Origin of the sequence: Enterococcus sp. AZ126 (assembly GCF_051714545.1) — a bacterium.
GTDB lineage: Bacteria > Bacillota > Bacilli > Lactobacillales > Enterococcaceae > Enterococcus_L.
Window position 1 is genome coordinate 1,698,744 of the sequence record NZ_JBIOSB010000001.1, and the last position, 15,696, is coordinate 1,714,439.

The following is a 15,696-nucleotide window of genomic DNA, read 5'->3' on the forward strand; positions in this document are numbered from 1 at the left end:
CGTTGAATCATATTCTTTTATTATAGAAAGTCCTTGAATCGACTATCACTTCTTTTCGTTTTATGTTACTCTGCCTACTGATTTTCTTTGAGAGTCTGGACATGTTGACGTTTTTACAAAAAAAGCAAAGTGTTAACATTTCATGCATTTGGTTTATTTTTGATCCTTTTTGGGTATCCCGTTTAGTCTTTTGTCTCAATGTTTCTTGAATTTATTAAATAAGCTGTATGTAAATCTTGTGAGTATTGAACGTAACCATCTGAATCGAAAGCTTCTTCCATTTCGTATTCTTCTGCTTCTAAATAGGCTAGTGCTTTTTCCTTAGTTTTGAATTTGCTAAATGTTGCATTCATACCATCCTTTTTAGGAAATTTTGTGTTTTATCCAAATTTTGAAATTAAAAAACTATTTTTTATTAAAATTGACACAATAGCCATGAAAGACCAAACATGACAACTATTTCTAAACCAACTTCAAACCACATATATTTCCTTTTTAGAAATGTATTGCCACTCTGATATTCTTTTGGCAGAGTAAGAGTCAATCCCAATCCGCATAAAAACAACATCGTATTGACTAGTATATAGCTGTTACGATGACTAGTATTAAATTCAGAACTGTTAAACATATAGTAAATATAGAAGGAAAGTAATAGCAATCGTATTACCTTTATCACTTTTATTTTTTTCATTGACATACTTTATTCTCCTTTACAATCCTTTTTGGGAACTCCTACTAGTCTTGGCTAATTGATTCCTTAAATTTAAATATGCCCTCTGAATACTCAAACTTCAAAATACAGCAGTTAGAAAATTTGATTGTTTTAATTTGCTCTTGAGATAGCCATTTCTGAATAAATCGATACATAGAACCTCCATGACTAACACATAGTACATTATGATGACATTCCTTTTCCATAACCTCAACAAGAGTAGCATTCATTCTGTTTTGTACTTGTTCACTAGATTCTCCGGCGTAATCTACAAAAAAGTCTCCATATGAGGTCTCACCTGCTTTTATTTTAGGATTTAATTCTTCACTTTCACTCTCAAATAAACCGAAGTTCCATTCTTTGACTCCTTTTAACCGTATAACACTTTTGTAGTCACATACTATTTCTGCAGTATCAACCGCTCTTTCTTGTGTCGACGAATACACATGATCAAAAATAATATCATAATCTAAAAAGTAATCCCTAGCAATCTGAGCTTGATTTATTCCTTGCTCAGTCAAAGGCGAATCACTTGCTCCTTGAATTTTGCCCAACACATTAAATAGTGTTTGCCCATGTCTCATCAAATATAGTGTTTTCATACTCCTTATACCTATCCTTCATTTTATATTTGTATTTTTACTTCTATTACTAATGGTTTTTATCTATTAAATTATTTACATTCTCAATAATATTATACCTTAATTCTTACTTTCTTTAACTTTTATATTCTCAATTAAATTTTTGACATGTACATCGTACTATACTAAAATAAACTAAATGTAAAATTCAGGAGGCATCTCATTGACAAATTTAATATTTTTTTCTATACTAACGTTTTTTGTAGTCACACTCACTTTCACATTTTTATTTTTCTTTAAATTAGTACAAAATAGGAATTCTGTTTTTAAGTTCTATGCTGAAACTTTTTCTATTACTTCAAAAAAGTTAATTCAGGAGAGACAAAAAAACAACTTACTTATTTTGAGTAATTCTTTAATTCAATTCAAAAGAAATTACATACTTTCTAAAGTATTTAAAGTATTTGCTATCCTTTTGTTCGTGTTAAATATTATTATGCTTTTAAACAGATTTAATATAAGCATATTTTTGATCTCGGATGCTCTTATGTTTTTATGTTTATCTGTTTATTTCACTTTTTACAGAAAATTAAATGCAATAAGTTACCATTTTAATAACTATTCGTCTGAGAATGATTCGGGTCATTCAGCACCTTCAGTAACAACAATTCCACAGTCAATATTTATTACAATAGATAATAATCTAAAAAAATTAGTAATATCCTTATATATGCTTACATTCTGCTTATGCTTATTCTCAATATTTGCCTATCTAATGATTTAAAAAGAGCTTGGGACGTAAGTCCCAAAAACCTTAAAATAAAAGACCGAAAATCGTAAAAAATGATTTTCAGTCTTTTATTTTTTAGATTATTGGGAGAATCCTTCATGTTTTCTAGCTTACTTAGCCTATATTTCCTTAAATTTACTGCGATTAACGCGAATCCAATTTCATTGTGTGCCTGTTGTTTCCCTCGAACAGAGAACCGAGTGAACCCTAAACAAGCCTTCAAATGTCCGAAAGCTGGTTCGACGTCAATTTTTCGTTGACGATAGAGTTTACCTGTTTCTTCTTCTGAAAGCAGCTGTTGAATTCTTGCTTTAAAGTATTCCCAATTCATGTTCTTTTGAATCTCACGATTCTTGTCACTCTTCGCTTTTGTACACTGGCTTCGAAGAGGACAATTCGAGCAGTCTTCACATTCATACCGTTTTAAATAACGTTTAAAGCCATATTTATCTGTACGAATAGAATAGTTTCGAAAATTCATTTTTCGTCCGTTTGGACAAAGAAACGTATCATCTAATTCCTGATACGACCAGTTTGCTGGAAGGAACGGATTTTGTTTAAACTTTTTCTTCTGTTCTTTATGGTACATGGCATAAGTGATGAGTGGTGTTCGCTCGTGATCCTCTAAAACCGCTTGATAGTTTTCTTCTCCTCCATAGCCGGCATCTGCGACAATATAGTTTGGCAGATCAAAGAAACGCTCTTTTAAAGTGGTTAAAAAAGGGCGCAATGTTCGTGTATCTGTTGGATTTGAGAAAAGATCATAGCCTAAAATATACTGACTGTTCGTGGCGATTTGAAGATTATAACCTGCTTTCAACTGACCATTTTTCATATGATCGTCTTTCATGCGCATAAAAGTGGCATCTAGATCAGTTCTAGAGTAACTGTTTCGTTGCCCTAAAATCTGTCTATGTTTTTGATAAGCGAGTTTTCGCTCTTTAAAGTCCTTGAAAAGTGTCCTTAATTTTTTAGGAATTTTTCGTTTAGAACGGATTGATTTGCGCGTAATTCCATCCTCTGCTTGTTCGATTTTTTCTGTAAACTTTTCGACAACATGCGCGAGATTTTCTTCAATCTTACCTAATTCAGTGACAGATAATTCTTTTGAGGACTCTCGCTCAATTTCAGGAATAATTTGATTCTTTAACAATTCATCGTAGAGAAAATTTGATTTTTCAGTAAGCTTTTTATTAAAGTTATCAATGGATTTTCTCCAAACAAAGGTGTATTTATTGGCGTTGGCTTCAATCTTTGTACCATCGATAAAAATGGCTTCTTCATCGATTAATTGTTCCTTGACTAATTGGCTACGGAACTGGACGAAGCACTCCCGAAGGAGTGCATTCACTAAAGGATTCACTCGAAAACGATTGATGGTTCGATAACTAGGTTGATAACTTTGAGTAAGCCACATCATGCGAATACTGTCTTTCGTCAAGGCTTCAATCTTGCGACCAGAAAATACAGATTGTGTGTAGGCACATAAAATCATCTTCATCATCATTTTCGGATGATAAGAAGAAGGCCCCATTTGATGATGAAAAGGAAGAAAGCGTTCCTCCGGAATACTTTCAACTAATTGATCAATGACAAACGCAATATCGTTTTTTTCTAACTGAAAACTAAAATCTAGAGGAAGAACGACTTGATTTGTGGTATAATTTTTAAACATAAGAACACCTCGCTGACTTATTTGTTTAGTCACTTTTATTTTAGCAAAGGTGTTCTTATTTTTGTACAAAAAAACAATCCAGATGCCAATCAATTTGACTGGTATCTGGATTTTTCGTTAGTACTTACGTCCCAAGCTCTTAAACTTTAAAGCTGTGTTAGCATTACTAAAAATGTTGCAGCTAATCCTCCAAGCACTTGGGCTGGCAGTGTTGCTACTAATAAAAATCCAGCTGCTACTAATGAAACAGCTCCTACTCCATATATAATTAGAGTATAATCAAATGAACCCACACCGTTTACATCAACAATATCATCATGTATTTCCTTATACTTGGGATCCGGAATTGGCGAAGGTGATAATGCCGTTAAATATATTTCAGCTGTTAATGATAGTTCAGATTTAATAGTACGTCTCCCAACAGATTCTTCTACTTCTTTTTTTATAATAAGCTTCAAGCCAATTTTACCATTACGAGCGCAGACCCCTGTCTCAACAACTCCATTTCCAATTGTAGGTGCTAACCCATTTATAATTTCATCAATTTGATTGTTTCCTTGAAGTTCTAAAATATTGTTGTATTTGTTTAATTCTGCTTGTAAAGGATCAGAATATTTAATTTTCTCAACTTTTCCATTAGATACAATAATAGAGTATCCAGCTTTGTTGTTGACTACTTTCCATGAAGCCTCTGCTTTAAAATAAATATCGACCAATGGTGCTGGCTTAATATGGTATTCCTTATCTAAACTAAAATCGACATCTTTTATAAACATATCCCACTTTAATTTTTTTAAAAGCTGTGTCGCATGATATTGAACTACACTTTCAGTCGGTGTGTTAAAGTATTTTGTTCCAAAATCTCTTCCAGATACTGCGACGTTATCAATTGGAAATCCTAGGTTACTATGTTCATAAAACTGATCAAATGCCCATTCTTTGGGCATCGAAAACCCTAAATTACCACTAAAACCAGTAGACATATCTGAAACAAAACAGTTAGTTACTGCACCTGAATCTACAGCTTTCTGACATACATTTCTAGTTCCGTAAATACCAACTTTATACATTCCATGTGCATCGATTGCTTCTTTTACTTTATTGATATAAGGAATAACTGTTCCCTGAATGTCACCGTCCTGAATATCTACATCAACTGCAAAATATATGGTAGTTCCTGCCGGAAACCCTAAAGAAAAAGCTGTTCGAAAAGCAATTGAACCATCATAGTTCCCTTGTCCGCTGCTAAAATATGACTCTTCCCATCCTCCATCCTGATAAATAGGAAAAATATTTAATCCTGAATCCGTGATATTTTTAATTTCGGTCAAGGTCAGATTCTTATCTCGCTTGTTGGCACCAACTCCTACACTACCAGTTAAGTATCTCCCTACAATTGAAAATCCATTATTTTTAATGACTTGTGCTTGCTGCTTTGTCAACTGTGTGGCCATATCACATGCCGAAGCTGATCTGTTTGTATTACCAGCACTTGAAAGTAATCCCTTGATTACCGTCATATCCGCCACCTTATTATAGGGTGGCAATTTCATAAAATATCTGAAAGAATAGACTTCTTCACCTAGACTAGCCGTAAATCTACCATCAAAATTTCCAGCTTCATTGAATCCGTTTACATACAATGCCCACTGCAAGATTTTAACAAAGTTTCCACTATTGCCTTCTACCAAAGTTGGTGTTTGAGCTGTAGTCCCTGGTCCATAATAACCATTTGCTGTTTCAGGTCCCATACCAAGCTCTGCCTGAAGAGCGTAAATTAACGCCTCATTTGTTTCTCGTTGGTAGATTCCATCACAAGGAAGTAGTCCAAAGTATTTGTTATACTTTTTATTTAGTTCTTGTTGCATTAAACGAATATTGACATCACCTAATAAGGCAAAGGCACTCATATCCAATAATGCTTTCATTAACATTGCTGTTAAATAGCCATCCGGACTTAAACCAGCCATTTTTTGAAACTCTTGAACAGCTTGTTTAGTAAATTTAGTATAGACACCATCTAGTGCTTCTGTACCACTAACTCCAGGATTGATTCCTTTGCACCAAAATCCACCTTGTAAAATTTTAACAATATTTTTTTTAGGATTGCCACCATCTTTAAATGTAGGCTCTACCTTTTCTTTAAAATATCTTTCCGTTGTGGGTCCAAAATTATCAGAGGTCGCTGTGATCCCCATCTCTTGTTGCAATGCTCTTCTTAAAGCATAAATTGTACGCCATCCAGTTTTACCATCTTGAGGTACCATACCAGTTTCAAAAGAATAAGTTTTATTTAACCATTTTTGTGTTTCAAAAACCATTTGATCCATATATATCCTTCTTTCTTGTTATAATTTTTATATCACTGCGCAATAATATAATTTGAGTATAACAAGAACAATATCATCTAACCTGTTGATTCTCTCCCCAAAATCTCCCAATAAAAAGAATAGTGGAATTGTAAATTTTTAGATAAATACTCTCCTTACAATATCTTTTTTATGCTCAAATTTCTGATAGCGGATTTAGTAAACTGCACGATAAAAAAGCCAAAAAGATTCCCATCTTTTTGGCTCCTTTTGGGTAGATAATACATTGCTTGCTTCTACTTCATATTGAATGTTTCTTCTATAAAAATCTAAAAATATAATTTAATATTTCAATTAGTCAATATTTGCTATTTGAAAGCCTTGATGTTGCACATTTGAACTTGAATAGTGAGTATACATAGTATTTATTCCAGGAAAATATCTGTATGTATCAGCAGATAAAAAATTTCCTGATAGGCTTCCTGAAAAAGTTCGTGTAGCTTGTTGTGCAGTGCCCACCATCGCAGAATCATAACCTGAATAATATCTTAAATATGGTCCTCCTCCTGTAGATTGGTAGACTGTATTTAACGAGTTCCATCCAACGCTTCTTGAAAAATGACCATTCACACTAGCTCCGTAAGGCATACTTTTATAATTAAATGACCAAGAAACACCTCTAAGCATTTGATTGAAGTTACTTTCACCTTCATTTTCCGATAATATCTCTTTGGCAGCTTCAACTGTCACAGCATTTGGTGCTGTTTCGCTATCAACAGTGATCATTTCATCTCTGTTAGCACCCAACATTCCAATAGTAGCTTTCCCATGTAAAAATGTACCATCTTCCAATTCCACAACTTTATCAGTGTCTTTTAGACCATTGAAAGCAGCACCCTCTGCTGATACTTTAGCTACTTTTACTGGATCTTTGTACTCAGCAGCCTCAACTTTATTATTGGAAATAAAGAACATTGAACCAAATAAAACAACAAATATTAATTTTTTCACTTATAACTCTCCTTTTTTAAGTAACATATACAAATAAATTAACTATGTTTATTAGCCAATTCATTTATTTCATCTTTATGAGCTTCAATCAGGGCTTTGAGATTATAGACTGTTATACCATTAGGATCAGTAGCAGTATCTATATTTTTTTCGTCAGAACCTATATTTTTAATACCAAACTTTCCATTTAAGACCTCTCCATCAGAAGTTACAACCACCCTATCCGAATCTTTATTAAATTGATCTAACAACGATATGATATCAGCAGCATTGGCGTCTTTAAAAATAGTATAAAGTTTTTCTCCATCGGCATCTTCAAAATCAACAATATAATCATCCTCTATGGTATTACTTTTTGAGCTTGAGTCAACATGTGAATCTTCAGTTACTGTATTCTCTGTAGCACTAGCTTTATCTGCATCTTTAGTTTGTGAAGTGTCTCTACTAAAAACAAAGCTTGTTCCTAATAATACCGCTGATACAGTAACTACTAATACGCCTACTATTTTGGCTTTCATATTGAACATCTCCTTTTGCAAATTACACTACTTTAATTAATATATAATATACCATATGCCAATTTAAAAAACAATTGGTAGATTTATAGCGACTTATAAAAAGTACTCTCATGTTCTTTTCTGCTAATGTATTGTTTGTTTACACTTTTTTGTTAAAGATTTGCCTATGTTATTACAAAGAAGCATATCTAGATAAAGTCAACTTTTTTATTTTTAAGTCATACCTTTTATGTACCTATATCTCAACTTTTTTTACACCTAAATTTCATTCACAAAATAGTCCTAAGCCACTACTAACAATAGCAAAATATACCTATACTCTATTCAAACTTTTTTACCCTATAGAATTTCTTTCATTGAAAACCTGACTCAACGTACTTATGTAAGATTCTGATTATTTACACATATAATTTACAACAAAAAAGTGATCTCGTTGCAACTGCACAAGATTACTTTTGACTATACCCTATTTTTACAAACGGAAGTTTTGTGTTTTATATGATTTTCCATAACCTTCATAAAATTTATCTATACTTTCTACAGAGGTATCTGTCAATTCATATACGGATTGGATAAATCTTTTCTTAATTCTTGTTGGAATAGTTTCGTACATATTATATTTATGTTGGAGTAACTGATATTGATAGTTCAATAAAAAATTAGTATAATTTGTTGGAAAATGACTTTTCAATATAGATAATTCACGATAACTAATTATTACTTGTTGATATGGATTAAATTTTCTTTTATCTAATAAGTCAACCACAGAATAACCAGAATGAAAATAATAGTGAATGAACTTATCTAGAAAAACCTGTCCTTTTTCTATTGTTAGTCCACTTAATAAAAAAAATTTATCCCATGAAAGTCTATAGTCACTTTCAGGATAAATATAAGTTTCTGGATCTGCAAATTTGCTGTATCTTTCTCTTTTTATAGCTATTAGATAATTTCGACTTCTAAATTTTTTTCTTTTACTATACTTAATCATATTATTTTCCTTTCCAAAGCATAAATTCTATTAACTTGATAAACAAAGCGAAAAAATGCTATAATAAAGACGAAAAGAGAGATATGCGCTAACATATCCCTCTTATGTAGAACCGTTTAAGACGGTAGCATTGTTTAATTATCTAAAAGATAACCGCACTCGGCTAAAAGTAGACGGTTATTTCTTACGATTAGTCAATAGCAAAAGTGGTCTTTTTTGGCTCTTTGTCAACTAATGTTGGTGAAGAAAATCCAAAGAATTAAATCAATGATGAAGCCTAGAGGGAAATGCCTCTAGGTTTTTCTATTTGGTTGAAAAAGAACAGACCCAAAGCATAAAGTAATTCTCAATTTAAAATTATAGAAGTTACGGAAGCCGTAGGCATTTCTCTTTAATACTTTGATATGGTTATTCAAGCATTCTAACGGTCCGTTGGAATAAGGCAAATCCAACGCATTTTTAATGCCCGTTTGAACTTTTTTAAAGGTAGTAATTGTTGTTTGATAATAAGCTGGAAGCCTAGAATAATCTTGTTCTAATAACACGTGAAACCGTGTGTAATCTCTTGTTTGTATGGCATAGAGAAAATCCTGATAACAGGTATAGCCAGCTTTTAATTCTTCATCATAGGCAAGTAATCGATCCACGAGTTCGGTTTCTGTTAAATAAGCACGGAAGGAAGGACGCCATTGGCGTTTTTCAAAATGGAGCTTCGATTGATTCTTTTGAAGTAGTTTCCAGTATTTCTTCAAGTGACGGTATTTTTTTGCTTCTACAGATCCTTGATGGAGAAAGGTATTCATTCGTTGAATGCGGTGTTTTAAGAACGTTCGCCCAATATGTTGCACAATATGAAAGCGATCAAGAACAATCTGAGACTTGGGAAATAGTTTCTTAATTAAAGAAAAATAAGGCGCATACATATCGCAAACAATGTATTTTACACCTTCACGAACAGATAAAGAAAATCGTGAGAAATAGCGTTCTAAAAAAGGCAACTGGCGGTTTTCAACGACATCGAGTAATTGCGTTGTTTGTCCATCCATCATAATGAAACTCATAGAGGCAGCGACTTGTTTCACTGATTTAAATTCATCAAAACAAAGAACTTCTGGCAAGATGAGTCGATTGATTTTTAGGGGTTCGTAAAACTGTTTCAATACGCGATAAACAGAGGAAACAGAGACCTTCTTTTGACGGGCAATTTCGGTCATAGACGAAGTGTTTCGTAGACGCTCGGCAATCGAAAGCTTAACTTTCTTAGAGATCGAGCAACACTTTTCGATAAGACTTGTTTCAGCGACAAAAGTTCTATCACAAGAATGGCAGAAGAAACGACGTTTCTTCAAGCGTAAGTATGTTTGGTATTCAGAAACATCATTCAGTAAAATCAGACAGGTTGTAAAGCTCCAACGAATAATCGATCCGTCTTCATGGGCACCACAATGAGGACAGGAGTGCGCTAAATAGTCCAACGTACCAGAAAACTCCTGGCAGATCCGTCCTTTAATGCGTTCTTTTTTTAAAGAATTTTCATTAAAAGTAATGTTTAAGTCTAGAATATCTAAGGTTTCTTTGATAAGATTTGTATAGGACATCTTGATTTCCCCTTTTGATTGGTTTTAGACGACTTAATTCTAAAGGATATCAGGGTGTCTTTTCTATTATTTTGCATTAAAAAAGATGCCGGTGATTGTTCACCAACATCAAAAAGTATAGAGCCTCTTTTTTCTTTATTGAAATTAGCCTTTTTTTATTGCCTTTTGACCTATTTTAAACAATTGGAATGTAAATATCGGTAAAACTCTTATCCTTTAGATTTTTAGGTGGTTCTGTTATATACATTTCAAATGGTACTGCATCTCTTGGTTTAGCTTTATCTTTGAAGAGCCATTCTTGATACATATACTGCCAAGCTTCTCCATATTGGTTACTTGACATTTCAAAATGACCCACAGCAAATTTTCCTGAAATGCTAGTTTCACAAATGTTTCCACTTTCAACAACTTTTGCATTTTTCGGTATAGTCATACCCACACTGGTTCTAAGATTTTTTTCATCTGTAATGAACGGATTATCATCATAAATTGTCAAAACTTTTGTTTTGTCAGGGTCAATTAAATTATTTGTAGTAGCAAAATCGAATAATTCATTGAATAGCTTCTTACTCTTTCTTCTAAACTCAACGTAACTTCCTCTAAATCGAATGTAGATAATTCGTTGGTTTTTTAGTTCCTCTGTAGTGATATTGATTGGTTCAATCATAATAATTCCTCCTTATTTTTTATATACCTATTATTTCATGAACCAATTACTTTTTCTTGTCAATTCTTGCTGTTTTCTGTAATTAACAGGACTTATTCCAAAATGTTTTTTGAATGTCCTACTAAATGAACTAGAGTCATTATATCCATATTCCACAGAAATAGTAATTATGGAAATCTTAGGATTAACACATAGAAAAATGGCAGCGCGTTCCATTTTAAACCTAGTCACAAATTCATTTACTGTTTCAGAAGAATATTTTTTGAAAATTCTATGGAAATGGAATTCAGACAAATGAGCATTTCGTGCTAAGTCTTTTAATGATATTGCTTCTTTCAAGTTATTTTCTATGTAATCTTCAGTTTTATTTATTAATCGAATATATATTTGCCTGGAGCTGACATTTTCAGTTTTATCATCCATATTTATCTTGTCCTTATTAAAAGTATTCATTAATTAGATAGATTAGTTCACTATTTATATCTAGCCTATACAGATTTATTATAACAATCTTTTCTAAGTTTAAACACGTTATAGAAGTTTTTTTAGTAAAATCATATATCTTGTAAAAAGGGTACAGTAAATAAACCTAGCCCAATACTCAAAAAATTTATTAAGCTATAGCTTTTTCATAACTATACAAAGTCTCTTTTTTTATTAAATAAAATAATATCCTTAAGAATTTATTTATGGTAGCTATGACTGCAACTTTATGACATTTATTCATTGGCTCTGATTTTAATCTATAATAGTGTTCCTTGATATGATTATCTTCTATAGTCTTTGTCCGAATCATATTTATAATTACTTGATATAAAATTTTTCTAAGAATCTTATTTCCTCGTTTGTTTATCTTGTCACGCATTTGAAACTTACCTGACTGATATCTTCTTATATCTATCCCAACAAAAGCATTTATTTGTTTTGAATTATCAAAACGTCTAATATCCCCTAATTCAGCAATTACTCTTACTGCAGAGTTTATGCCTACTCCAGGGAAACTAAGGAGAACATTATACTCAGGTAATGATTGAGCTATGTTATCCATTAACTCCGTAATTTCATTCTTTTGATCTACAAGTTCTTGATATCTATAGGCATAGTGTTTAACTTGTAAAATTACTGGATGGAATTCATCGACAGCTGGAAAACTATTTTGTGCTGCTGTAATTAGCATTTCAGCCTTTTTTTGTGCTCGAAAAGAAGATAGATTTTTTTAGTATTTTTTAATATTTTATTTTTGATAATGGTTTTAGAATCCTTAAGAACAAGATTAGGATGTGGATATATCTGTGCTATGTTTAAAAACAAAGAACTTTTAGTTGTGAATACTTGCTCTAATTCGGGAAATGTGGCTTGAACACAACTATGAAGTCGCCCCCTCATAACCGAAAATTCCTCATCTATTTCAGAATAGTACCGTGAAAGCTGTTTTAATTCGTCATATTTTTGATCAGATTTTTTATAAAAATTACTTTTACTTTTCATATGAGACAAAGCAAGGTTATGAGCATCTACTTTATCATTTTTATTACTACGTAAAGTTTTAGATTGAAAACTTGCTTCCAAAGGATTCAATTTTGTATAGCGATATCCTTCTTCCATAAAAAATCTCTCTAGTGCTTTGGAGTCTACACCCGTGGCTTCAAATACTATTTCTAACGTGTTTGAATCAACCTTGGTGTATTTCGCAAACAACTGTTTTAAATGTATGAACGATTCAACTGTGTGCGGAATCCACTCTTGATTAATACAATTTTCTTCATCATATAAAACCATAAAACTTTTTCCCATACTAATATCAAACGCTGCAACATACTTCATAAAATATCCTCCTACATTAATTAGTTGAAGAACTTTACCTAGCTCTACCGATTCCACTTTCTTTACACGATCTTGTAGATCCAACATATTAAAAACTGATTCAATTAGAGATAGTAAAGACACCCTGTTTTTTTTACGAACTTATCGTTCTAATAACCGTTCGAGTTATTCTTCACTTTAACTATAAAAAAAATAGTTATGTAAGCCAATGCCTTAGCTTACATAACTAATCTTAATATGTTTTTTTTGTCTTTTTTAAGCAAGTCTACAACCAACTTAATCAAAGCAATAGTAAACATACCAAAGCTTATAATCAGTTGTATTGTTTCCAATGCTGACAAAAGGCTTCTCCTTTCGTAGATTTAGTACATACAATCATATGCACCACCTCCTCAAAGATAGCCACCGTCTCAACTTCTCTACTATTAAATTATAGCATAATACACGCCTTCATAAATTATTTTTTTATCTTGCCCCACAAACGAATGTTTTTGGTATAAGTATATTTAAGTTTATCTGACACAATCCGTTTGTATCAGATTTATTTTTAGAGAACTTGATTTTATTTTTTAAACTTTACTATAGATTTTTTTAAAAGAATAAATATTTTATAAATTCTAGAAGTATTAAATGAAGTGGATAAAAAGCATAAAAACCCCATTTAATCCAACTTGGAGAATATCCTCTATTTCCATTGTAATTTAATAATAGATAGCCTACCGCTAAAAAACCAGTTGCCCCTATAAGTTCAGTTATGTAACTTAAAGAATTCGAGGCAACGAAAACCCCTACAACCGCTATTACTTCAATAATTAAAAATAACGTGAACATGATTATTTTAATTCCTCTATCATTATGAAATTTGTAGAAAGCCCATATCAACATAATACCTAAAACATTCCAATCAGATAGGATAGTAAGAAAAATGAACAATACAATTATAAGAAAGTGACCCCATGAACTTTTAATTTTTTCATAATAAATTAACATTATAAGCCCCATAAGAAGAGTAAAAAAAACGTTATTTGGTATATCGATAAGAGAAAATGGATAATCAGGATTACGCAGCAAATAAAATGGATAAATAGATATTATCCAAAATATTGCTAGTCTTATTACGTATTTCTTAACATTTTTCGTATAATGATATCCTTCTACCAATAGATATGCCATGATAGGGAAAGTAAATTTTCCTACAAATTCAGAAATGATATATAAAGGTAATGTTTGAATAGTATGACCCCATTCAAATAAAATACCCATATGGTTTATTAGCATTGCTATAATTGCAATTATTTTCAAATGAAAGCCATCTAATCTTTTTTCCATGAGTTAACACTCCTTATTTTAAGTTTTTTTTATTTTTGAAAACTGTTAAAATACCTACCAATATCATTAGGCTCCCTAAAACTATTAATAAAAAAGACTTTTTTTCACCTGTCTTTGGTAAATATTTATCATTGTCAGTTGAACTTATAAATATATTATTTTTACTTGGTTCTGTCGTACTCGGTTCTGTCGTACTTGGTTCTGTCGTACTTGGTTCTGTCGTCTCCTTTTTATTACTTACTAAAATCTCTATAGTTTTTAAAGATGATTCTTCTGTTTTACTAAAAGGAAAATGTTGCTCTATTAGTTTATATCCATCTGGAGCCTTTGTTTCTTTAAAGTAATAATCCCCTGTCTCTAAATTTTCACAAATAACTATTCCTTCTTTATTTGTTTTTAAATGCTCTTTGACTAACACGCCGTTTGATTTATATAAACTAAATTCAGCTCCTTCTAAATATTTATCTTCATTGTCAGAATCTACTTTTATTAATTTAACACTACCTTTTTTTAATAACGGAGGTTGCCAATCCCACTTATGTGTTTCTCCTGCTCCTAAAAATTCATTAACTATAATATTTCCATCTATATTTTTACTTCCCTCTAACTTTGCTTTGGGTGCTAAAATACTGCCTAACCAAGTTGAGTTTATAAAGATATCTCCATTATAAACATTCATATCTTTAGAAAAAGTCCATAAAACAGTGCTATCTGTAAAATTTGTTGTTTCTTTGTTTCCTCTATAACTTCCATCAGTATATTCAAATTTTATTTCAGAATTAATAATATAGTTATTATAAGATCCTACATCAATTATTAAATATATATTTTTGAAAGAGCTTTTACCATCATTTTTTTCAATACCTTTAAGTGTTAGAGGTGTGTTGTATATTAAAACATCTGGATCTAAATGAATATAAACATTTGATGAGTTTATGTTGCTTACATCTATCTCTCTTTTGTTAACATCGGAAAAATCGCTATTGCTTACATTAATATGTTTTGTTGTATTATTTATAATTTTATAGCTAAAATCAGATAAATTTGAAAATTCTGAATCAAAACAAATATATTCTGGAAGATTATATTTATCTTGGTATATATCATCTCCACTTAATCTATCTAGACTCACATTTTCTACCAGTGGTCGATCAAAATTTGTTAAGTCAATAGATGTATCTTTTCCAAATATCATCTTCGTATGATTCTTTATTCCTGAAGCAGCATTTATTTGTTTCACTTTCTGAACATAATTGATCTCTGTTCCTTCAATACCTTGCGTTCCAAAATTAGCATCCCCACTTAATTTACGTGTAGCTATATTTCCGTTAGTATGATTTTTTAAGTTTATTTTGTTAGCAAATATATGAAAATAATTAGCAGCACCTAGATAAGTGGTCTCAGAGCCAGAAACATCATTATAAAAAGTGCCCCCATAACCTGTATCATCTTTATTGGCTACTGAATATACTGCATCTGTTGAATTCATAAAAATCCCTACCAAAATTAAAACACTAAACAAACAATTACAAATAATCTTTTTCGTCATTTTTATTCTCCACTTTCTAATAAATTTTTTTAGTTAATCTATTAAGATATACTCCATAATCCACTCCCTTCTTAATCAGCTTGTCATATGTATTGAATTTTAGTCAAATAGTATTTTATGTAGTGAAAAGGTAGCTGCGAAA

At 31.5% G+C, this 15,696-nt stretch carries 15 protein-coding genes; all 15 read right to left on the reverse strand.

Annotation, left to right across the window (positions count from 1 at the left end; translation table 11 throughout):
• Positions 1 to 182 precede the first annotated feature (182 nt).
• The gene (locus IGI43_RS08150; protein WP_438757313.1) at positions 183 to 353 is read right to left on the reverse strand and encodes a hypothetical protein; all 171 of its coding nucleotides are present in this window, start codon (positions 351 to 353) and stop codon (positions 183 to 185) included.
• Between the two features lie 382 nt (positions 354 to 735).
• Positions 736 to 1,314 (reverse strand): histidine phosphatase family protein, encoded by a 579-nt coding sequence (locus IGI43_RS08155; RefSeq protein ID WP_438757314.1) that lies wholly within the window; start codon positions 1,312 to 1,314, stop codon positions 736 to 738.
• 713 nt (positions 1,315 to 2,027) lie between these two features.
• Positions 2,028 to 3,758 (reverse strand): IS1182 family transposase, encoded by a 1,731-nt coding sequence (locus tag IGI43_RS08160; RefSeq protein ID WP_438757315.1) that lies wholly within the window; start codon positions 3,756 to 3,758, stop codon positions 2,028 to 2,030.
• 146 nt (positions 3,759 to 3,904) lie between these two features.
• On the reverse strand, positions 3,905 to 6,088 hold the full coding sequence (locus tag IGI43_RS08165; protein ID WP_438757316.1) for a glycoside hydrolase domain-containing protein: 2,184 nt from the start codon (positions 6,086 to 6,088) through the stop codon (positions 3,905 to 3,907).
• A gap of 333 nt (positions 6,089 to 6,421) precedes the next feature.
• Complete coding sequence (locus IGI43_RS08170) at positions 6,422 to 7,078, reverse strand: hypothetical protein (RefSeq protein ID WP_438757317.1); 657 nt, start codon at positions 7,076 to 7,078, stop codon at positions 6,422 to 6,424.
• A 38-nt stretch (positions 7,079 to 7,116) separates the two neighbouring features.
• Positions 7,117 to 7,596 carry a hypothetical protein gene (locus tag IGI43_RS08175; RefSeq protein ID WP_438757318.1) on the reverse strand — a complete coding sequence of 160 codons (480 nt, stop codon included), beginning with the start codon at positions 7,594 to 7,596 and terminating at the stop codon, positions 7,117 to 7,119.
• Positions 7,597 to 8,068: 472 nt separating this feature from the next.
• Positions 8,069 to 8,587: a hypothetical protein gene (locus IGI43_RS08180; protein WP_438757319.1), complete on the reverse strand. Its 519-nt coding sequence runs from the start codon at positions 8,585 to 8,587 to the stop codon at positions 8,069 to 8,071.
• 293 nt (positions 8,588 to 8,880) lie between these two features.
• Complete coding sequence (locus IGI43_RS08185; protein WP_438757320.1) at positions 8,881 to 10,185, reverse strand: ISL3 family transposase; 1,305 nt, start codon at positions 10,183 to 10,185, stop codon at positions 8,881 to 8,883.
• Between the two features lie 175 nt (positions 10,186 to 10,360).
• Positions 10,361 to 10,852 (reverse strand): AraC family transcriptional regulator, encoded by a 492-nt coding sequence (locus IGI43_RS08190; RefSeq protein ID WP_438757321.1) that lies wholly within the window; start codon positions 10,850 to 10,852, stop codon positions 10,361 to 10,363.
• A gap of 30 nt (positions 10,853 to 10,882) precedes the next feature.
• Positions 10,883 to 11,275: a helix-turn-helix domain-containing protein gene (locus IGI43_RS08195; protein ID WP_438757323.1), complete on the reverse strand. Its 393-nt coding sequence runs from the start codon at positions 11,273 to 11,275 to the stop codon at positions 10,883 to 10,885.
• A 190-nt stretch (positions 11,276 to 11,465) separates the two neighbouring features.
• The gene (locus IGI43_RS08200) at positions 11,466 to 12,029 is read right to left on the reverse strand and encodes a transposase (RefSeq protein ID WP_438757324.1); all 564 of its coding nucleotides are present in this window, start codon (positions 12,027 to 12,029) and stop codon (positions 11,466 to 11,468) included.
• On the reverse strand, positions 12,023 to 12,676 hold the full coding sequence (locus IGI43_RS08205; RefSeq protein ID WP_438757325.1) for an IS110 family transposase: 654 nt from the start codon (positions 12,674 to 12,676) through the stop codon (positions 12,023 to 12,025). Before IGI43_RS08205 ends, IGI43_RS08200 begins: the two co-directional genes overlap by 7 nt.
• Positions 12,677 to 12,894: 218 nt before the next feature.
• Positions 12,895 to 13,038 carry a type I toxin-antitoxin system toxin PepG1 gene (pepG1, locus tag IGI43_RS08210; RefSeq protein WP_438758832.1) on the reverse strand — a complete coding sequence of 48 codons (144 nt, stop codon included), beginning with the start codon at positions 13,036 to 13,038 and terminating at the stop codon, positions 12,895 to 12,897.
• A 229-nt stretch (positions 13,039 to 13,267) separates the two neighbouring features.
• Positions 13,268 to 14,005 carry a TraX family protein gene (locus IGI43_RS08215; protein ID WP_438757326.1) on the reverse strand — a complete coding sequence of 246 codons (738 nt, stop codon included), beginning with the start codon at positions 14,003 to 14,005 and terminating at the stop codon, positions 13,268 to 13,270.
• A gap of 13 nt (positions 14,006 to 14,018) precedes the next feature.
• Positions 14,019 to 15,554 (reverse strand): SpaA isopeptide-forming pilin-related protein, encoded by a 1,536-nt coding sequence (locus IGI43_RS08220; RefSeq protein ID WP_438757327.1) that lies wholly within the window; start codon positions 15,552 to 15,554, stop codon positions 14,019 to 14,021.
• Positions 15,555 to 15,696 lie beyond the last annotated feature (142 nt).